Source organism: Bacillus proteolyticus, assembly GCF_001884065.1.
In the GTDB taxonomy this organism is placed as follows: Bacteria; Bacillota; Bacilli; order Bacillales; family Bacillaceae_G; genus Bacillus_A; species Bacillus_A proteolyticus.
This window is the reverse complement of the sequence record NZ_MACH01000153.1, coordinates 37231-58115: the sequence shown is the minus strand read 5'-3', so window position 1 is coordinate 58115 and position 20885 is coordinate 37231. Positions and strand designations below refer to the sequence as shown.

The 20885-nt window shown below is 36.2% G+C and carries 20 protein-coding genes and 1 pseudogene; 5 read left to right on the top strand and 16 right to left on the bottom strand.

Features of this window, described 5'->3' with window-relative positions; genetic code table 11:
- Positions 1–109 precede the first annotated feature (109 nt).
- On the bottom strand, positions 110–1198 hold the full coding sequence (locus tag BAQ49_RS27105; RefSeq protein WP_071747811.1) for a DUF871 domain-containing protein: 1089 nt from the start codon (positions 1196–1198) through the stop codon (positions 110–112).
- Between the two features lie 470 nt (positions 1199–1668).
- Here BAQ49_RS27105 and BAQ49_RS27100 point away from each other — a divergent pair, with 470 nt between their 5' ends.
- From BAQ49_RS27100 to BAQ49_RS27090, 3 genes are all read left to right on the top strand, one after another.
- Positions 1669–2871 carry an MFS transporter gene (locus BAQ49_RS27100; RefSeq protein ID WP_071747810.1) on the top strand — a complete coding sequence of 401 codons (1203 nt, stop codon included), beginning with the start codon at positions 1669–1671 and terminating at the stop codon, positions 2869–2871.
- Positions 2872–3056: 185 nt separating this feature from the next.
- Complete coding sequence (locus BAQ49_RS27095) at positions 3057–4043, top strand: NAD(P)-dependent alcohol dehydrogenase (protein ID WP_071747809.1); 987 nt, start codon at positions 3057–3059, stop codon at positions 4041–4043.
- Between the two features lie 432 nt (positions 4044–4475).
- Complete coding sequence (locus tag BAQ49_RS27090; protein WP_071747808.1) at positions 4476–6131, top strand: Na/Pi cotransporter family protein; 1656 nt, start codon at positions 4476–4478, stop codon at positions 6129–6131.
- A 34-nt stretch (positions 6132–6165) separates the two neighbouring features.
- Here the strand turns inward: BAQ49_RS27090 and BAQ49_RS27085 are convergent, their stop codons facing one another.
- Positions 6166–7164, bottom strand: a complete 999-nt coding sequence (locus BAQ49_RS27085; protein ID WP_071747807.1) for a YhdH/YhfP family quinone oxidoreductase — start codon at positions 7162–7164, stop codon at positions 6166–6168.
- A 279-nt stretch (positions 7165–7443) separates the two neighbouring features.
- On the opposite strand from BAQ49_RS27085, the gene BAQ49_RS27080 reads away from it, so the two are divergent.
- Together BAQ49_RS27080 and BAQ49_RS27075 are read left to right on the top strand one after the other, a co-directional pair.
- Positions 7444–8730, top strand: coding sequence for an LCP family protein (locus tag BAQ49_RS27080; protein ID WP_116733512.1), 1287 nt, complete (start codon positions 7444–7446; stop codon positions 8728–8730).
- Positions 8731–8878: 148 nt separating this feature from the next.
- Positions 8879–9313: a YbjN domain-containing protein gene (locus tag BAQ49_RS27075; protein WP_071747805.1), complete on the top strand. Its 435-nt coding sequence runs from the start codon at positions 8879–8881 to the stop codon at positions 9311–9313.
- A gap of 39 nt (positions 9314–9352) precedes the next feature.
- Here BAQ49_RS27075 and BAQ49_RS27070 read toward each other — a convergent pair whose 3' ends face one another.
- The 14 genes and pseudogenes from BAQ49_RS27070 to BAQ49_RS27005 form a co-directional block, all read right to left on the bottom strand.
- Complete coding sequence (locus tag BAQ49_RS27070; RefSeq protein WP_071747804.1) at positions 9353–10111, bottom strand: sulfite exporter TauE/SafE family protein; 759 nt, start codon at positions 10109–10111, stop codon at positions 9353–9355.
- A 33-nt stretch (positions 10112–10144) separates the two neighbouring features.
- On the bottom strand, positions 10145–10624 hold the full coding sequence (locus tag BAQ49_RS27065) for a DsrE/DsrF/DrsH-like family protein (RefSeq protein WP_071747803.1): 480 nt from the start codon (positions 10622–10624) through the stop codon (positions 10145–10147).
- A gap of 72 nt (positions 10625–10696) precedes the next feature.
- The gene (locus BAQ49_RS27060) at positions 10697–10993 is read right to left on the bottom strand and encodes a rhodanese-like domain-containing protein (protein WP_071747802.1); all 297 of its coding nucleotides are present in this window, start codon (positions 10991–10993) and stop codon (positions 10697–10699) included.
- A gap of 16 nt (positions 10994–11009) precedes the next feature.
- A pseudogene (locus BAQ49_RS27055) lies at positions 11010–11365 on the bottom strand (rhodanese-like domain-containing protein).
- A 36-nt stretch (positions 11366–11401) separates the two neighbouring features.
- Positions 11402–11632, bottom strand: a complete 231-nt coding sequence (locus tag BAQ49_RS27050) for a sulfurtransferase TusA family protein (RefSeq protein WP_071747801.1) — start codon at positions 11630–11632, stop codon at positions 11402–11404.
- Between the two features lie 21 nt (positions 11633–11653).
- The gene (locus BAQ49_RS27045) at positions 11654–12790 is read right to left on the bottom strand and encodes an MBL fold metallo-hydrolase (protein ID WP_071747800.1); all 1137 of its coding nucleotides are present in this window, start codon (positions 12788–12790) and stop codon (positions 11654–11656) included.
- A 38-nt stretch (positions 12791–12828) separates the two neighbouring features.
- The gene (locus BAQ49_RS27040) at positions 12829–13404 is read right to left on the bottom strand and encodes a sulfurtransferase TusA family protein (RefSeq protein WP_116733511.1); all 576 of its coding nucleotides are present in this window, start codon (positions 13402–13404) and stop codon (positions 12829–12831) included.
- 73 nt (positions 13405–13477) lie between these two features.
- Positions 13478–13741 (bottom strand): metal-sensitive transcriptional regulator, encoded by a 264-nt coding sequence (locus tag BAQ49_RS27035; protein ID WP_002063885.1) that lies wholly within the window; start codon positions 13739–13741, stop codon positions 13478–13480.
- Between the two features lie 227 nt (positions 13742–13968).
- Positions 13969–15633 (bottom strand): CoA-disulfide reductase, encoded by a 1665-nt coding sequence (gene cdr, locus BAQ49_RS27030; protein WP_071747798.1) that lies wholly within the window; start codon positions 15631–15633, stop codon positions 13969–13971.
- Between the two features lie 146 nt (positions 15634–15779).
- Positions 15780–17057, bottom strand: a complete 1278-nt coding sequence (locus tag BAQ49_RS27025; protein WP_071747797.1) for a neutral/alkaline non-lysosomal ceramidase N-terminal domain-containing protein — start codon at positions 17055–17057, stop codon at positions 15780–15782.
- Between the two features lie 108 nt (positions 17058–17165).
- Positions 17166–18584 carry a stage V sporulation protein SpoVR gene (gene spoVR / locus BAQ49_RS27020; protein ID WP_071747796.1) on the bottom strand — a complete coding sequence of 473 codons (1419 nt, stop codon included), beginning with the start codon at positions 18582–18584 and terminating at the stop codon, positions 17166–17168.
- A gap of 124 nt (positions 18585–18708) precedes the next feature.
- A complete protein-coding gene (locus BAQ49_RS27015; RefSeq protein ID WP_244159147.1) occupies positions 18709–19305 on the bottom strand; it encodes a hypothetical protein in 597 nt (198 codons plus the stop codon).
- Positions 19306–19326: 21 nt separating this feature from the next.
- A complete protein-coding gene (locus tag BAQ49_RS27010) occupies positions 19327–20115 on the bottom strand; it encodes a hypothetical protein (RefSeq protein ID WP_071747794.1) in 789 nt (262 codons plus the stop codon).
- Positions 20116–20299: 184 nt separating this feature from the next.
- Positions 20300–20860, bottom strand: a complete 561-nt coding sequence (locus BAQ49_RS27005) for a nitroreductase family protein (protein ID WP_071747793.1) — start codon at positions 20858–20860, stop codon at positions 20300–20302.
- Between the last annotated feature and the right edge of the window lie 25 nt (positions 20861–20885).

Genomic DNA, 20885 nt, shown 5'->3' with positions numbered 1-20885 from the left:
CCACTGAAATCAGTAGTTTTTTCCCTTTTATCCCGATTAGTGAATGCTAATAATCAGTGGGGATGAACTACATTCCCACTGATTAAAGCTTCACTTTATCCCGCTCTCATTATTTCTTTAGTGTAAATCCAAATTTATCCCATGCTTGTAAATAATCTAATAAGAAAATTTCTTCCTCTACAATTCGGCCAACTACATTTGTTTTTCCTGTATTCATCATATCTTTTAAAGCAATTTGTAATTCACCTTTATATTGACCATACTGTTCATTATCAATTAAAAGATCACCGCGCTTAATTTCGCGCGTATTATGCGGTTTGAACTCTTCTTTTTTATATTTCACACGACTTTGTGTAGAGCGAATCATATATTCAGATACATCTCCGCGATAAAAATGTGGTTCGTCTAACACAATAATTCTTTCTAATTCTGTTGTTGTATCATATAGTCCTATATCAAATGTTTGTTTCTCTTTATTTAATGCACCTAGTGCTTGTAATTCTTCTTCTGAAGCATAAGCGTTCGCAATAATAACATCATCAATTAATTCTGTCGCAAATAGATGCTTCGCCTGTGTTGTCATCGGTAATTCACGGTGCTGCTCTAACGTACATAAGCCTTCCGTTACTGGCCAAGGCCCATATGTTGCATCGAATGATGAAATAAAAGCAGCGGTTCTCATACCGTAATCTTTAAATTGTTTCGAGCATTTAATGAAATGATCGTATGATAATCCTGAATAACGGTGTGGATAGAAATTATGACAGCCAATTAAATTTTCACGATTTGGTCTATGACTCATAATGTTATCTACATACTTCGTACCGTTACTCATATTAATCTCAATTTTTAAGCCATATGGATTGTACGTCATAATTGATTCTTCTAAACCTGAGAACCCAACATCTAAACGAATACCATAAGCACCTAGTTCATGGAAGAACGATAAATCATTATACGAAATACCTAGTTGTTCAAACACAGCTGGACTAATATCAACTAATACTTGGAACCCTAATGCATTTGCATGAGAGATCGTTTCCTTAAACTCTTCTATAATTTTCTCTTTTTCGCCATCTACAGATAATAAACATGTGAATACACGTGTAAATCCGTATTTACTTGCTAGTGTTACATACTCCTTATCTTTCTCTACTGTCGAATGTTCTGGATAAATAGAAATACCTAATCGTCTCATATGTACACGCCTCTTTCTTCATCATATTGTAAACCTTTTCAAATATATGTAGCGAAAAAGTATGTATCCCCTTCTCTTCCACTACAATTTGAATCCGCTTTCTTTAAAGAAAAAACAATTTCTATCATTCATAACTACTAGTCTATACATCTATACTTTACATCTTTTTTTCATAATTGTGTAGCTTTTACACAAATTTGTCAGTTTTTCACCTCGAAAATTGTTATCCGTTTTCAAGACACCTTCCTTGACTGTTATGTTGACCAATACATATACTCGAAAGAACAGAGATAAAGTGAAACTTTAATCAGTGGGGGTTTTGTTCATCCCCCACTGATTATTAGCCTTCACCAATCGGGCGTTTACGGGCAGCCCCACTCCAACCTAACTTCTTTGCTCCAGCCGGATTTTGAGGTGGGAGTTTTACTGCCCGCAAATAGCGGGAAAACTTTTATATAGGGGATGAATATATGGGAGAGGCAATACTCGTAAAACGAGAACCGTTATGGACGAAAGAGTTTATTGCGCTAATTCTAGCAAACTTATGTATGTTTTTAGGATTTCAAATGTTAATTCCAACTTTACCTGTTTATGTGAAAGAAATTGGGGGCACAAGTTCAAATATCGGATTCGTTGTCGGTATGTTTACCGTTGCAGCACTTTTTATTAGACCGCTGACTGGAAATGCCTTGCAAAAATTCAACAAAAAAATCATTTTAATGATCGGTACCGCGATTTGTTTACTCGCTATGGGCAGTTATCTTTTCGCTTCAACCGTTTTCCTATTGCTTGCCGTTCGTATTTTACACGGAGCTGGCTTTGGTATTACAACGACTACATATGGAACTGTCGTTTCAGACTTAATTCCGCAAGCTCGACGCGGTGAAGGCATGGGTTATTTCGGTCTTTCTGGAACTATTGCCATGGCGCTCGGTCCGCTTATCGGACTTTGGCTTATGCAAACATATAACTTCACAATTCTTTTTTTATGTGCACTTTCATGCACAATAGTTTCATTAATATTAACGAAACTACTTCAAATCAAAAAATCGCCGCAACCACCACAGCAAATATCCGGTACCTTTCTCGATGGATTTATTGAGCGCAAAGCTTTACTTCCTTCATTATTAATATTATGTATTACATTAATGTACGGGGGAATTGGGAGCTTTATCACATTATTTGCTACGGAAGTCGGGATTGCTGATATTAGCCTTTTCTTTTTATTTAATGCACTTGCAATCGCTGTAACTCGCCCGTTTTCAGGAAAATTATATGACACGAAAGGCCATACATTCGTCATCATTCCAGGAGTTATTATTACGTTTACAGGCATTATTTTGCTGTCGTATACAACTACAATTCCGAGCTTAATTATTGCCGCAGCGTGTTACGGAAGTGGTTTCGGAGCAATTCAACCAGCACTACAAGCGTGGATGATTGACCGAGTAGCACCACACCGACGAGGAGTAGCAACAGCAACATTCTTCTCAGCATTTGATCTTGGAATTGGTGCTGGAGCGATTATTTTTGGGTTCATTGCACACTTTACAAACTATGCAACTGTATATCGTTATTCTTCCCTATTACTCATCGCATTCCTTTTCATTTACATCACAAGCTTACGGAAACAAAAACAGGGAGATAAAACAAACGAAAAAGCCGCCGGGTAATGTTAACTGATTCTTTTTCAAAGTACTTGGACTAAAAAAATTATATATACACAAATGCAAAAAGCAGTGGATTCCTAAGAAAAATCACACTGCTTTTTGTATTGTATTGAAAGGTGAACCGCTGTTCTATTTATTCATGTTGTTCGTATGATATTAATATATAGAACGAATTGGAGGAAATGTTGATGAAAGCAGTAGTTTACACAAAATACGGTCCCCCGGACGTTCTTCAACTAACCGAGGTAGAAAAACCTAGTCCTAAAGAAAACGAAATCCTTGTAAAAATAAAAGCGACAACCGTAACAGCAGGAGATATTCGCTCACGAAGTTTTACAGTTCCCTCTTCTGTTTGGCTACCCGCTCGAATCGCACTTGGCTTTAAGCAACCGAAAAAACAAATATTAGGAATGGAATTGGCTGGTGAAGTTGAATCGGTAGGAAAAGACGTCACACGATTTAAAAAAGGAGACCAAATTTTCGCAGCTACCCAAGTCAATTTCGGTTCTTATGCTGAATATATTTGTCTACCCGAAGATGGAGCAGTATGCATGAAGCCCTCCAATATATCCTATGAAGAAGCTGCATCCATCCCAATTGGAGCACGTACAGCCTTGTTCTTCCTTAGGAAAGCTAACATTCAAAGTGGTCAAAACATTCTTATTTGCGGAGCTTCTGGAAGTGTCGGAAGTTATGCAGTACAAATCTCTAAATATTTCGGCGCAACAGTTACTGGAGTATGCAGTAGCACCAATTTAGAGTTAGTCAAATCTCTAGGAGCTGACGAAGTAATTGATTACACCGCAAAAAAATTTTCAACTACAGACGAAACTTATGATGTTATCTTTGAAGCAGTAAATAAGAGCTCCTTTTCAGATTGTATTAAAATCTTAAAAGAAGATGGTACTTATATAAATATAGTCGAACCGTTACCGAGTGCTCAAATGCTATGGACGAAATTGACAAGTCGCAAGAAACTAATATTAAGTCAAAACGCACCTGAAACTTCCGAAGCACTAGAGTTTCTTAAAGAACTTGTAGAGAACAATAAGATGAAAGTGGTCATTGATAGACAATATACTTTTGAGGAAATTGTTGAAGCCCACATATATGTTGAAGAAGGACACAAGAAGGGAAATGTCGTCATAAACGTGAAACATAACGACCACTCCTAATAAAAGAAGAACAGGGCAAATTCATATGCGAATTGCTCTTTTTTATTGTTGTAAGTAATTCAATCTTTTTTCACTTTCATTATACATTCATTTCAAACCTCCCCATTTCCCTACATATTTTTCTATCTTTAATCAAAAAATATGCAAAGAACCATTATTATAAATAAGGGGAAACTTTACTTAGCGCATCCAATTTGGATAGTTTACCTCTCCTATTTTTACTATCCACAAATAGTGTGATAAATGTGACTTCTTTACAAATCAATCAGATGTATCAGCCGAAAAACCAATTAAATCCACCTGTTTCTTTAAAGAATTGTAAACTTTTCGCCCCTTTGTAAATTTAGTGTAAATTTTACTGATAAACCGTTTACAGTGTCTCAAGGTTTAGTTAATAATTACATCGTACATGAAATTTAAGGAGTGGAATGCGTGGAATATAATATTCAAGATATGATCTTCCAGTTCATTGGTGGATTAGGTATTTTCTTATTCGGGATTAAATACATGGGCGATGGACTGCAACAAGCAGCTGGAGATCGTCTTCGCGATATTCTAGATCGCTTTACAACAAACCCACTTATGGGTGTACTAGCAGGTATGTTAGTTACTGTATTAATCCAATCAAGTTCAGGAACAACCGCTTTAACAGTCGGACTTGTAAGTGCCGGATTTATGACATTAAGACAAGCAATTGGTGTTATTATGGGTGCAAACATTGGAACGACAGTTACCGCATTTATTATCGGGATTAAAATCGGAGAATACGCTCTTCCAATTATGGCAATTGGGGCTATCTTACTATTCTTCTTTAAAAATAAAAAAGTACATTCTTTAGGTCAAGTTATATTCGGTTTTGGTATGTTATTCTTCGGTTTAGAATTAATGAGTGCAGGTATGAAGCCTCTTCGCTCTTTAGAATCATTCCAAGAATTAACGGTTAGCATGAGTGATAACCCAATTTTAGGAGTCATTGTTGGTACAGTCTTCACTTTAGTTGTACAAAGTTCAAGTGCAACAATCGGTATTTTGCAAGAACTATTCGGTCAGGGTGCAATCGATTTAAAAGCTGCTCTTCCTGTATTATTTGGTGATAACATCGGTACAACAATTACAGCTGTATTAGCAGCAATTGGTACTTCTATTGCAGCAAGACGTGCAGCATTAGTTCACGTTATCTTTAATATCGTCGGTACAATTATCTTTACGATTTTATTAGTACCATTTACAAATTTAATTCAATATTTCCAAACATCATTAAACTTAAATCCAGAAATGACGATCGCATTTGCCCACGGAACATTTAACATAACAAATGCAATTATTCAATTCCCATTCATCGCTGTATTAGCATGGATTGTAACAAAACTTATTCGTGGCGAAGATTCTGCTATTGATTTCAAACCGCAACATTTAAATCCCATCTTTATTGAACAATCTCCTGCTATCGCACTAACAGAAGTGCAAAAAGAAATTGTGCGCATGGCTGAGTTCTCATTACATGGATTAAAAGAAGCAAACCAATTTTTAAATACACAAGATAAAAAACACGCTAACATGGCTACTCAATTAGAAGGAGCTATTAACAATTTAGATAAAAAAATTACCGAGTATTTAGTTTTACTATCAGAAAAACCACTTTCACCTACAGACTCTGAAAAACATTCAGTTTTAGCAGGTGTTGTTGGAGATATTGAACGTGTCGGTGATCATGTAGAAAACCTGGTAGAACTTGTAGATTTCCAAATTTCAAACCGCGTTTCACTATCAGATGAAGCACTAGCTGAATTAAATGAAATGCTTGAATTAACAATTTCAACATTACAAGATGCAATCAATGCTTTAACAAACTTTGACACTGAACTAGCTCAAACTGTTATTGCAAAAGAACGTAAAATTGACCAAATGGAACGTGTTCTTCGTAAACGTCACGTATTACGTCTGAACGAACGTAGCTGTTCAGGTGATGCAAGTATCATCTTCGTTGATATGGTAAGTAACTTAGAGCGTATCGGTGATCACGCTGTAAATATCGCTGATGGTGTTTTAGGTGAACAAGGAAAAATCAATTTAAAACAATCATTATAAGGGGAAAAGAGACGCTCAAATAAGCGTCTCTTTTTTATTTCATATTTACAATCGTTCTTCCTTTTAACTTTCCTTGCAGTATAAGTGCAAACTTCTCATCTAATTCTTCTAATGTACATTCTTCTGTATAAGATAATAGCTCTAAGTTTTTCCAATCGGTCGCTAACAATGCCCACACTTCTCTTCTCATGTCTACTGGACATTGCACTGAATCTATTCCTAAAAGGCTAATACCTCGTAATATGAATGGGTATACCGTTGTATTTAACTCTTGCCCCGCTACATTACCACACGTCGTTACACAACCTCCATACTTAACTACCTTTAAAGAACTTTCTAACATGTTCCCACCGACTGTATCGATAACACCTGCGTATACACTCTTCAACATCGGTTTCCCAGACTTATCATTCAATTCTTCACGATGAATAGCTTTTTTCGCTCCTAGACGTAGTAGCATCTGTTTCTCTTGCATTTTCCCAGTTGATCCTACTACGTTATATCCTAGCTTCGCTAAAATGCTAACTGCTACACTACCTACTCCGCCAGTAGCACCAGTTACTAAAATATCTCCCATACTAGGCGTAATTCCCGCTCTAATGAGCTTATATACCGATAAGGCAGCTGTAAAACCGGCTGTCCCATACATCATACTCTCCTTCAAAGACATTTCTTTTGGTAAAGGAACAACCCAAGATGATGGCACGCGAATATATTCTCCGAAACCACCAGAAGTATTCATACCTAAATCATATCCAGTTACAATAACTTGGTCGCCTTCCTGAAAGACGTTATTTTCACTGCTAACTACCTCTCCCGCTGCATCGATGCCTGGTGTATGAGGGTATGTTCTCGTTACACCTTTGTTACCAGTAGCTGAAAGGGCATCTTTATAATTTAATGAAGAGTAATGAACCCGTATTAGCACATCTCCTTCAGGCAAACTACTTACTTCTCTCTCAACAAGCTTTCTTTCAAATTGATTATTTTCTTTTTCGTTCACGACAATTGCTCGGAATGATGTATGATTCATTATGCTCTCTCTCCTTCATCCGTAAAATCTTTCTTTATTATATAAGAAAGATATATACAGCTAATCACATCTTCTTGGCTATATTTCAACAAATCTTACTTCTCTATCACTTTCTCATAATACATATTTTCATTTCTACTAAAACAACTTATACTTATTCTACATCTCAAAAATAAAATATAGAAATCTGACTTTTTATAAATAAATTGAATTTTTACGAAATGTAAATGATTTGTAATGTTTTTTTTCGCTAAATTTCATTATAATAAGTGGATATGAGTGTCGTATTTCAATCCAAATGAAGGAGTACAGGAAATGGAGCAAAACCCATCTTTGCAAGAAAATACACGCAATAACCCGAAAAAAGGTAAGAAAAAAACAAAAATTATTATAAGCGCTATTCTATTCTTTTTAATAGTAGGCGGCGGTTATACTTGGTTTTTAGCAAATAAAGCATCTTCTGCTATTCGAAATGCCGCACACGATTTAGCGCGCGGTGATAAATCTGATTTACGTGATAAGGCTGTAAAACCTATTACAAACAATGTATCTGTCTTAATCATGGGTGTTGATGAAAGCGATGTCCGTGGGAAAGAATACGGTGAAGCTATAAGAACGGATGCACTATTACTTGCAACTTTTAATAAAGATAGCAAAACTGTTAAACTATTAAGTATTCCACGTGACACATATACTTATATTCCAGTAGAAAAGAAAAAAGATAAAATTACACACGCTCATGCATTCGGTTCTGCTAAAAACGGAAAAGATGGTGGACCACAAGCAAGCATTGATGCAGTTGAAAAATTAATGAATGTTCCTGTCGATTACTTTGTAAAATTCAACTTTAAATCATTTATAAAAATCGTCGATGACTTAGGCGGTATTGAAGTTGATGTACCAGTTGAATTTACTGAGCAAGATAGCAACGATAATGCTGAGGCAATTCACCTGCAAAAAGGTGTTCAAAAGTTAAATGGCGAAGAGGCTCTTGCTCTAGCTAGAACAAGGCACATTGATAGTGATGCGATGCGTGGTCAACGTCAGCAACTCGTTATCGAAGCCATTTTAAAGAAACTAACAAGCGTTGGATCCGTAACAAAAGTTGGTAATATCATTGATGATATTAACGGCCAATTCGTTACAAACTTAACATTCGACGATATGCTTTCATTCTATAAATATGGAGCAGATTCTTCAATTGAGAAATTACAAATTGAAGGTGAAGATTGTTACATGGCAAAAGGTGATGATACATGTAGTAAATCTCCTGGTGGTGGCCGAACTTACTACTACAATCCAGATAAAAAAGAATTGGCTAATGTTACAAACGAACTTCGTAGTCACCTTGGACTACCTGCATATACAAAATCTGATTCTGATTCTGATTCGAAAAAAACAAATTCAGAGAAAACGAAAGAATCTACATCCGATTCGAAAAAAACAAACTCAGAGAGAACGAAAGAATCTGATTCTGAGGATACAAACAAACATGAATCAAGTAACAATAAACATAATGATAATAGCAGTGAAGATACAGAAACATCGTCTAATAACAATGAATAAAGTGAAGCAGTGCTCTATGAAGGTAGAGAACTGCTTCTTTTTAATGCTTTTAAAATGAAAAATCAGAACTTTCCAACTATCTTTTTTAATATTTTTAAATTATAATAAATAATAGTAATCTATTCCAAATATCAGGGGGCTCACACACATGAAAGCTGCAGTAAAACATAACATTTCAGATTTTAAAGAGTACTTAAAATCAAACGATATATATATGGAAGAAAATATAGATGAAAATGATGGTTCTGTACATTTCTCAGTAGGACTAGAAACTGAAGCTGGCGCAAAAATTCAACTTATCGCTGCTTTCGACAACGAAAATCCTACTGTGGATATATACTGCTTCAATGTTGCTCACGTACCTGATTCAACAAATGACATTTTACACGTCATCAATGAATTAAACACATCTTACCGATTTGCAAAATTCACGCTAAATAAGCAAAATGCAATTGATATTTCAACATCTCTTGCATTCTCAGAACCAAACTTTAATCCAGCACTTGTCTTTGAACATACGAGAATGCTATATAAGTTAGCAAATGACGAGTATAAAAACTTAATGAAAGTTATTTGGGCATAAGTAAAGGGATGGGCTGCAAGCAGCACCATCCTTTTTTATTCATATCATATCGATCCACATCTTTATGGCGGTGCCTACAATTAAAATAGACAATACATATTGTAAAACTTTTTGATTCACTCTCTTCCCTACTCTCACCCCAAGAGGAGCGGCAAATAAACTTGCTATCGCAACGATAAGGGCTGGAATAACAACTATTTGTCCAGTAATCACTTTCCCCGTCGTAATCCCTACCGAGGAAATAAATGTAATAGCGATAGATGTTGCTATTGTCGTACGTATTGGTAGTTTTAAAACAACTAGCATAATCGGGACTAAAAGAAATGCACCACCAGCCCCAATAATGCCGGAAACACTTCCTACAATAAACGCTAACATACTTGCTAACCATTTATTATAATTAACTGCTCTGCTATTATTTTTCTTCGGCACAAACATCATAATAGCCGCAATAGTAGCTAGTAATGTGTAAACAATGTTTACAGCATGCTCATTTAATAAATTCGCGCTAAAGCTACCTACAAAGCTTCCTATTAATATACTAGCTCCCATATACACAACTAAAGTTTTATCCATATCATTACTTTTCCTGTACGCCCACGCGCCTGCAAAAGTTGCAAAGAACACTTGAATCGCTGTAATACCACTCACTTCATGTGACGTATAGCCAGTAAATCCTAGCAATACTGGAATGTATAAGATCATCGGATAATTAATGATTGCACCGCCAATTCCAACCATCCCTGATATAAATGACCCTATAAACCCAATAATAAATAGTAGTACTGTTAAACTCATATTGTACCCCTCGCCTTCTAAAAAGAAGGTAATTTAAATAAATAAATTTACATTTCCATCCGAAGCATCTGCTAAATATGCTCCTACCCCAGCAAACTCTACCCCTTCCATAATCTCTTCCTCTTTTAACCCTAATAAATCTACTGTCATTTGACAAGCTACAAGTTTAATACCCTGTTCTTTCGCCAAATCAATTAAATCCGGCAAAGGCATGGCGTTATGTTTTTTCATAATACCTTTTATCATCTTTGGTCCCATACCAGCAAAATTCATTTTAGATAATCCCATTTTATCAACACCGCGTGGCATCATTTTTCCAAAAACTTTCTCTATGAGAGTTTTCTTTACTTCCACATGTTCATCTTTCCTTAAGGCATTTAATCCCCAAAAAGTATGAAAAATAGTCACCTCTTGATCATACGCCGCTGCACCATTTGCAATAATATAAGCTGCCATCGCTTTATCATAATCTCCACTAAATAAAACAATTGTCGTTTTCTTCTGTTGTTCCATGTTGTTCTCCCTCCAATTACCTATAGGGGTATTTGATTGTTTATAAAAAGGCTCAAATCGTTTATCTTCGTACTATACGACTTTACCTTCCCAAGCTAACATACCACCTACCATATTGATCGCTCGAAAACCGTAACTCTCTAAAAACTGAACTGCTCTTGCACTTCTTCCTCCTGAGCGACAAACGATAATATATTCTTTATTTTTATCCAACTCATGCATTCGAAACTCTAGTAAGCCTAACCTAATATGAGGCACTCCTGGAATTTTCCCTTCCATCACTTCTTCCATTTCACGAACATCGATTATATCCATCTCTTCATTTCGTAACAATCTTTCCTCTACTTCTCTTGCTGTTATTTCTTTCATCTTGATATTCCTTTCCTTACAAAGCGTTCATACCACCTGAAACATTTATAATGCGCTGAAATCCTAATTTCTTTAATACTTTTGCTGCTTGCTTCTCATCCCGCTCTGACAAATAACGATTACTTCTTTATTTTTATCTAGCTGATTTGCTTTACTAACTAACTCATTTAGCGGGATATTCTGAAATCCTTTCATATGATTTCCTCTATATTCACCTACTGTACGAACATCGATAAATTGTTTCCCCTTTTTCCCCACTATACTCTTTAATTCTTTTCCATTTATATTTTGAACACCTTTCACCGGTAAAAAACGTGAAATAACAAACGCTGCAGCAAGTACAATGAAAAGCGTACTTAATATTGTGTTCATATAACTCCCCCTCTACAGTTATAAAATTATTTCTTTCTACGCCTTCTTAATCCAAAACTTCAGTACATCGCTTTCTTCTGCATGCTTTACGATGTCATGACCAGTTTTGTTTGCCCACGCTGGAATATCCTTAATTGACCCTTTATCCGTTACATGTACTTCTAACACTTCTCCAGATTGTAAAGTATCCATCGCTCTTTTCGTTCTTACAATCGGCATTGGACATGCTAAACCTTTCGCATCTAATACTTGTTTTACATTCATCATCTATTCCTCCAGTTTGTTATTTTATAATGACTCATGAACTGCACAACGATTTGGGCCAATCTCCATTTCACGTGCTTCTTCCATACTCGGATGAATTTTCCCCATATTCGTTTGACGAATTTCTTCATACGCATTTGGCTGAGGTGGTAAGTTCTCTGTCACGATTTTACGAAACTCTGCCTCATCGACAATATTTAATCCTACATTCTCCTTAAATAGATCTTGTAAATTCGCACTTACAATACCTCTTTCACCCATCTCACTTATTTTTGAATAATGAGCTGGTAAAACAATTAAATCTTGAGATAATTCCTTATAACGTTTATATAAAGTATTTCGTAAATCCCCTACCCAGTCTTCCGCCTTCCCAGCAAGATCTGGACGCCCGATTGAATCTACAAATAAAATATCGCCTGATAATAAATAGGTCTCATCAATAATAAATGATGTACTTCCAATCGTATGCCCTGGTGAGTATAGCGCATCAATATGAATCAGGGTACCCCCCACCGTAATAACAGTACTTTCTACAAGCGGTTCGTAAGAGAAAACGACTTCCTCCGCATCTTTTGGAGGTAACCAATACGTACCGCCTACTTTTTCAGCTAACTTACGCCCACCAGAAATATGATCTGCATGTAGATGTGTATCCATTACGTTAGTAATAGTAGCCCCGTGCTCTTTTGCAAAATCTTCGTATGCTTCAATTGTTCTCACCGCATCAATAACTGCTGCTTCACCGTTTGAAATGACCATATAAGATAAACACCCTTTTCCAAGGCGATTAAATTGATATATACTTCCCCCGCCCTGTACATCTCCTACTTTTAATGGCTTCACATATTCACTCCAAGCTTTCATACCGCCAGCTAAATAATAAACATTATTGAAACCAGCATCTAACAATTGCTCTGCGACAAACCGAGAAGATCCTTCTTTCGCACATACAACTAAAATTTCTTTCTCTCTCGGCAATTCACTTGCAATATGATCTACACCATCTAATAAATCAAAATACGGTTTGTTTATAGAAGTGATTTGTTTCCCTTCAATTTTCCAATCTTCATAATCCGTCTCATTACGAACATCTAAAATAAACAACTCTCCGAATAAAACTTGCTCTGCGACATCTTTTGCTTGTAAGGATTTAACACTCATCTTTTTACCCCCTATGGTATGTTTTCAGTTAAAAAATTTTAATTCTCTATATTCCCTTGCCACTCTAGCATACCTGGAATGACATTTTTCATGTTTGAATAACCTTTCTCTTTCAACATTTGGCAAGCTACATCACTGCGGTTACCTGTTCGGCAAATAACATATATTTGCTTCGTCTGATCTAACGCTGCACTGTCTAATTCGCCTAACGGCACCGAAATGGCTGTTGGAATATGACCAAAAGCAAACTCCGCTGCTTCGCGAACATCTAATACGATGCACTCTTCCTCGCGAGATAATATAGACTGTAATTCCGTATTCGTAATTGTATGAGGATATTTCACAACTTCATTCACTTCATGCTCGTGTGCTTTCCTCACATAATGCATCAATATGTCACCTTCGTGTTTCGTCCCGATATATTGATGCCCTACTTTACTCGCCCAACTTTGTATATCTATCGTAGATCCTTTATCTGTTGCCTCCATTTCAATCACTTGCCCTGATGCGAGACTCTCCATCGCCTTCTTCGTCTTCACAATCGGCATCGGACAAGCCAAACCTTTACAATCTAAACTCATATCTACTTTTATACTCATTATCGATTCCTCCACATTTTATATACATATACCAGTAGGGGTATATTAAAACGTTTTTGAAAATCTGTCAACACTTATGTTTGACAGATTATCGGCTTTTTACAAGTAATTGAACAGCTTCTTTAATTAACTCTTCATTTGAACCATTACCACTTTCAAACTGTTCACGTAAACATTGCTCTAAATTTGTTCCAACAACGAGCCCAATTGTACGATCAAGTGCAGAACGGGATGCAGTTAACTGTGTAATAACATCTCGGCAATCTTTTCCCTCTTCCATCATGCGAAGCACACCACGAACTTGACCTTCAATACGTTTTAATCTATTTTTCATATCTTGATTATATTCCATTCTATAATCACCTCATTACCATTATGTCACTATTTATATCTTATGACAATATATTATACCCTATAGGGTATCTTGTAAACCCCTTAATTTTAATTTTTTAACTACATATGAAAAAAGGCATGAAGTGAGACTTCTATCCTTATTTTTTGTAGGCTATACAAAGCTGAATTTTACGAGCAGCAATCTCCCACCAACTTTTAAAGTGGAAGATTCACTGCCCATAAACTTCAATATACAATACGGTCTGGTAATACTGTCCCGTATAATTTAAAGCCACCATCTACATTCTTTACCTTATATCCTTTTTCCATTAACATACGTGCTGCAACATATCCCCTCATACCCAGTTGACAAGTAATATATATTTCTTTATCTAATGGTACTTCATCCAAGCGATCACGTAATTCATCTAATGGAATATTAATAGAACCTTTAATCATTCCTTGCTTTAATTCATTAGGCTCTCGAACATCCATAAGATATCCACCATTTTCAACAATACGATCTATTTCATGCCATTGTACCGTGTCCACAAAACCATCTACTATATTGCTTGCCGCATACCCTACCATGTTTACTGGATCTTTTGCGGAAGAATAGGGCGGGGCATATGATAATTCTAAATCCGGTAAATCAATTACAGTTAAATTCGCCTTCATTGCCGTTGCAATAACATCGATACGCTTATCTACCCCGTCACGTCCTAAAGCCTGTGCTCCATAAATTTTTCCACTCTCTTTATTAAAAATTAATTTTATTAGCACTGGCGTAGCATTCGGATAGTATCCAGCATGCGAATTCGCTTGTACATGTACTACCTCATAGGGTATATTTAATCGTTTTAATATTTTCTCATTTACTCCAGTCGAAGCAACTGTTAGATCAAAAACTTTAGCTATAGAAGTTCCCATCGTACCTTTATATAAAGAATCCGTATGACCATGAATAATATCTGCTAACATGCGACCTTGACGATTAGCCGGCCACGCTAAAGGAATCATTGTTTCTGTTTCTGTAACAAAATCTTTTACTTCAATCGCATCACCAATTGCATATATATGTTGGTCCGATGTTTGAAATTTCTCATTTACTTTTATCGTTCCTCTAACTCCTAGTGCTAATCCTGCATCCTTCGCTAAACTACTCTCTGGTTGTACACCAATTGCTAAAATAATCATATCTGTCTGTATGTTTGAACCACTTTTTAAACGTACAACAGTCCCGTCCGCTTCCAATGCATCTACACCATCTTCAAAAACAAGCTCAACATTGTGATTCTTCATATGCTCGTGTACATATGCAGCCATTTCATAATCAATCGGTGGCATCACTTGATTGGCCATCTCTACAAGAGTAACATCAAGTCCTCGTTCTCTTAAATTTTCAACCATTTCCACTCCAATAAATCCACCACCAATAACCGTCGCATGACGTGGTTTCTTCTCATCAATATATGCTTTAATACGATCTGTATCAGGTACACTTCGTAACGTAAACATCGCTTTCGCTTCTTCAATACCTGGAATAGGTGGAACAATTGGTTTTGCCCCTGGTGAAAGAATTAACACATCATAGTTCTCGTTATATGTTTCATTTGTAGTTACATTCTTTATTGTAATTGTTTTCTCTTCTTTATTAATCTTTACCACTTCACTTAATACACGTATATCTAAATTAAAACGCTTTGACATCTTTTCAACAGTTTGTACTAATAGTTTTTGTCTTTCTGTAATGACATCGCCAATATAGTATGGTAATCCACAATTTGCAAATGAAATATATTCACCGCGCTCCACCATAATAATTTCATCTTCTTCACTTAAACGACGAAGCCTTGCAGCTACTGATGCCCCGCCAGCAACTCCGCCTACTACAACTATTTTTCTAGACATATTTCAAACCTCCATATTGTTTATTATTTAATTTTCTCATGTATCACAAACATAAAACCTATACCTGTATGGGTATATGGTAAATTATAAAAAATTTAATTTCAATCAATATGGCTTTCTTTCACAAATTTGAAACAAAAAAGAACTTAGATCCCTCTAAGTTCTTTTGCGTATAGTTCTATAGCTTTCTGTACGATTACATCTGCAGTATTTTCCTCCGGTGGCATCAATAAATTCGTAACAGGACCATATACAACAGGATTTAACTCTACTTCGTATCCACCATATGTAAATTCTTCCCTTGTCGGTAAATAACCAATATATCCATTCGTATATCCACCAAGAAAAGCTATTTCATTTTGAAGACGCTCTTTCATTTCTAACGCAGTCTCTGAAAATGGTTCCATCGGTATACCAGAGAACATACCATCATTAACTTGAAACAGTTGAACTTCTAAATCAATACGTAACTGCCGAATACCTTGCTTATATTTCTCTAAAACGATAGTAAGCCATTCATCCGTATTCACACCCCACTGCTTCTCCGCCAATTGAGCCATGCTTCGTATCTCATTCATTTCAGGAATATCTTTCAACTTCATTTGCATCGTACTCGAGACTGTTCTTAAATTTACAATTGGGCTATATGTAACTGTTGGCAACATCGTTAATACATGTCCACTAAGTGTGTAAGCCATTTGCTTTAATGCTTCCCTTGAACCGCGATACTTCGCATTTACATTACCAGCAGCTCCTTGCACGATAATAACAGGACAGTTTACTATTTTCTCAAGAATCTCTCTCGTCATTCCAGGATAATCCGCGGATAATACATCACTATCACCTTTTAAAACATTCGGATGAGCAGTACAAAACACTACAATCCCAGATAAATCCTTCGTTTCTGCATCTCTTATTGCCAACATACCAATTCGTTTATCTACAATCCCCTCTATACTTATTCCCATCTTCGCCTTTCCATCAGATGTTCGCTCTCTTCGGTTCACTCCCATTTCACCTGTCGTAACACCCCATCCAACTTCACATAGCTTCAAATTGTTATTCGCAGTAACAGCACCCTGCACTACATTATTTACTAAAATCGTTTTATACGACTGTACTAGCGGATCATCACCGACCGTTTCTGGACCAGAGTGTGTATGTGTATAAACAACCGTTATTCGCTCAAACGGCACATGAAGCTCACTCCCTACTCGCTCGCGAATAATATTCGTATCTTCTACTAACATCCCAATGTTATCAATGCTTATAAACACAGTTTTTATTTCATCTTTTTCAAATACAAAGACCGTCCCGTAAATACGCTCTTCAATATTATTAATTCCTGTATCTCTATGATATCCGATAAAATCAATGCCTAAAGGCGGCGTAATATCCACCCTACATCCCCCTACTTTGCTCATTTGAATTGCTCCATTTCTATATATAACTCCCTTTCTTCAAGAATAGCATATTTAGCTTTGTTCCAAATAAGAAAGAACGGACATAGCAATCTATGTCCGTTCTTTTTCTCACACATACTTCCGATGCACCATCTTCCCATCATAAGAAAACACAACGCCCTTACTCTCCACAATGGACTCCATATGCACCGTTCTTCCCCATAACTGATGAAGGTACGGTAATACCTTTTCTAAGTATTTTAAATCTAGCTCAATTCCTTCGTAACTATGTTTAATGTACAATTCTCCGTTCTTTAAGTAGTCTCCATCTTCTACTACTAAGTACGGGAAACCTCCATTTGTACGCATATTTACAAGTTGATCACGTACATGTTCCCATTCTTTATCAATTACTTTATATTCTTTTCCTTGGCGCTGGAATAAGTACATATCTTCTCTCATGACGAGTTCTTTATTTAAGTAGTTTCTTAAGAACGATACGTCCCATTCAATTTCGCGTACTTCAAAGATTTTCTCACGACCAGATCCTGGTTTTACGCCTCGTCGTTTCATTTCTTCTGTCGGGTTGTTGTAGCGTTCTTCAATATCTTCAAACATTTTAATACCGAGGTAGTATGGATTAATACTTGTTTTTGATGGCTGTACGACACCTGCATTAAGCTTTGCAAATTCGATCGCTTCAGAAGATGTTAAGTCCATTTCACGAAGTATACGTTGATGCCAGTAGGAAGCCCAGCCTTCATTCATGATTTTAGTTTCAAGCTGTGGCCAGAAATATAACATTTCCTCACGCATCATCGTTAATATGTCGCGCTGCCAATCTTCTAACTCACGGCTATATTCTTCAATAAAGAGGAGTAAATCTTTCTCTGGCTGTGGTGGAATTTTCTTCTTTTTGCGTATATTGGATCGTTCCCTTTTTTTATTTCGATCATCTAAATTCCATAAATCATCGTATTGCGACGCCTTTTTCTTATCTACTTCTTCCTCTTCTAAATCATCAATACTCCACGCAAGTTTCGGGCGCATAAGTGATGGGTCAATATGTTCTTGAATGGCAAGTACGGCATCTAAAAATGTTTCCACCTCTGCTTTTCCGTACTTATGCTCATATGCTTTCACACGGTCTGCGGTTGCCGCCATACTCTCTACCATATCTCGCTTCGTATTTGAAAAACGAACGTTATTTTTAAAGAAGTCACAGTGTGCTAAAACGTGCGCTACGATGAGTTTATTTTGAATTAAAGAGTTCGTATCTAATAAAAAGGCGTAACATGGATCAGAGTTAATAACGAGTTCGTATATTTTACTAAGTCCTAAATCGTATTGTAATTTCATTCTGAAAAATTGCTTCCCAAAACTCCAATGTGAAAATCTCGTCGGCATCCCATATGCACCAAATGTATAAATAATTTCCGCTGGACATATTTCGTAACGCATTGGATAAAAATCAAGCCCAAATCCAGTCGCAATTTCCGTAATTTCCGCAATCGCATATTGCAGTGCTTTATCATCACTTGCTCTCATTATTTTCCCTCCTTACACTTTCCCTTAAGAAAGTGTATGATTGGAAACAAGCTTTCATGAGAACTAAACAAACTTACTCGACTTATTCACCTTTTTTATTTCAACAATACTTGAGCTTACTGGATTAACATCCCTCATTAGGGTACATGGGGAAATTCTTATACTCTCTTATCTGCTCAACTATTTTCCTCTCTATATCACCTTGGTTCTCAAAAGTATGCAATTCATGACACCAAAATACAACCTCAGTTTCATTCTTTTCTTCTACCCAAGGCCTTACAGTAATCGATGTTCCATCAAATTTTAATTTCTCATATGAACAATATTCAAATGCAACATATTTTAACCACCAATAGTTTACCTCTTCTTTAATTTCTTGCGCAGTAAAAGTACGGGGCAATTTAAAAACCCCAGCTATCACTGTAGGGTATAGTAATGGACAATTCGCATGATAAAATTGCACATTCACAATAGTCACTTTCTCAACTCTATTTTCTTGTAATTCATTATGATTTACATACACCCTACACATAAATTGTGGAAAAAATGTAGTATAGCTATTTTGATCCATTGACTGCCCTATATTCTTACTCGTTTCGGTCCCTAATGTATTTCCAAACAGGGATGTCAACCCTTCCCTAGACACCATATTATCGACATCTCGCAGTAACAAAATACTATTATTAATAACTTCCCTTACATTTTGAATAGATATTTTCATAATGTCCTTTGTACTCATTCATCATTTTCCTCTCCGCATATATTTCCAAGTGTCACATACCACTTCAGATAAACCATCCCACTTGTATTGTGAACTTGTATTTGAATATACCCAACAATTTTTTTGAACTTCTTCTATTCTTGATAATCCACTAAAACTATTCAATCCCTTTTTCTCTAGTAAAAGCTTTAAATCAGATAAAATCCATTGATCTTGTACAGTCCCATATGTAATCCATTCACAAACCGTACTATAAATCATGGACCACGAAAGCCAAAATATCTTTTTTCCCTCTTCAGATACACGCGCATGTTTGGCACTGTCCAATAACTCTCCGAGGGGCATACTTGTATCGTTTGTAAGATAAATAAGCGATATATCTTTTACTTTTGAAGGAGAAATAGCAATATGTTTATAAAAAGTGTCGCTATGTAAATCCTCCAATTCTCTTGCTAGTTGATCACGTTGAAAATTCTTTCTCTCCATCAAATCAACCGTTTCATCTTCCTTACTAGACTTACCTGATAAAAACTTTGCTTCTATACATACAATATGATACGTAGCATCTTCATTTTCTAAGAGTACTAAAACATCTGGTTCACTGTTTTCTAACCTTTTCCAAAATAAAAAGGTTATTTTCTTTACCGTTCCATCTACATGCAAAGTCTTTCCGTTCTTATTCACCGATCTGTTTAATAACTCTACAAAAAACAATGGAGAAGATAAATAGCGTATGCTTCCAATAACGGACGACGTCAATATATCTTCACTACTGCTATAAAACTTCCCTTTAAGTTCAGCTTGTAACATAAAGACATTCCTTTCCAAATACGTAGTGAATTTATTTTAAAGCAAGTAACTGCACATCCCCACTATCTACAAGACTATTTAAAATCCACATAAACATATGTATTTGACGTTTCTCATAACGAACCTGCCAAATATTATTTAAATAAAAAAGGCACCCTTGTTCAAAACAAGAATGCCTTTCTATTTAACCTTCAATAATCTCCATCTTCTCCGTAATCGGCGCTCGCGCTTTTCCGTCTGGTGCTTTATCGAAATAACCAATATGAAGAATTCCAACGATACGTTGGCCTCTTGTTAAACCGATTCCTTCTATAAATAATGGATTGTAGTTTAATCCACCTGATTTCCAAACACAGCCTAAACCGCGTTCCCAAGCAAGCAGTTGGAAGTTTTGCATAAATGCGCATGTTGCAGCGTAATCTTCATCACGTTGAATTTGACGCGGATCTTCATTCATATATACAACGATTTGCGCAGGTGTGCTTAAGAAACGATCTGATAAAATTTTGCCGCGTTTCGCTCTTTCTTCTTCTGAGAAAGAGTTTAATACTGCGTCTACTAATTGCTTACGCCCTTCTCCAATGTATAGTTGACAATTCCATGGTTCACGGTTTTTATGATTCGGTGCCCATGTTGCGTCGTTTAATAGTTCAATTAATAGCTCTTTTTCTACTGCTTTATCTGTAAATGTACGAACAGAGCGTCTTTCTTTAATCACATTTGCGATGGAAGTATATGTAGTCATATTTTTCTCTCCCTTATTTTTCATC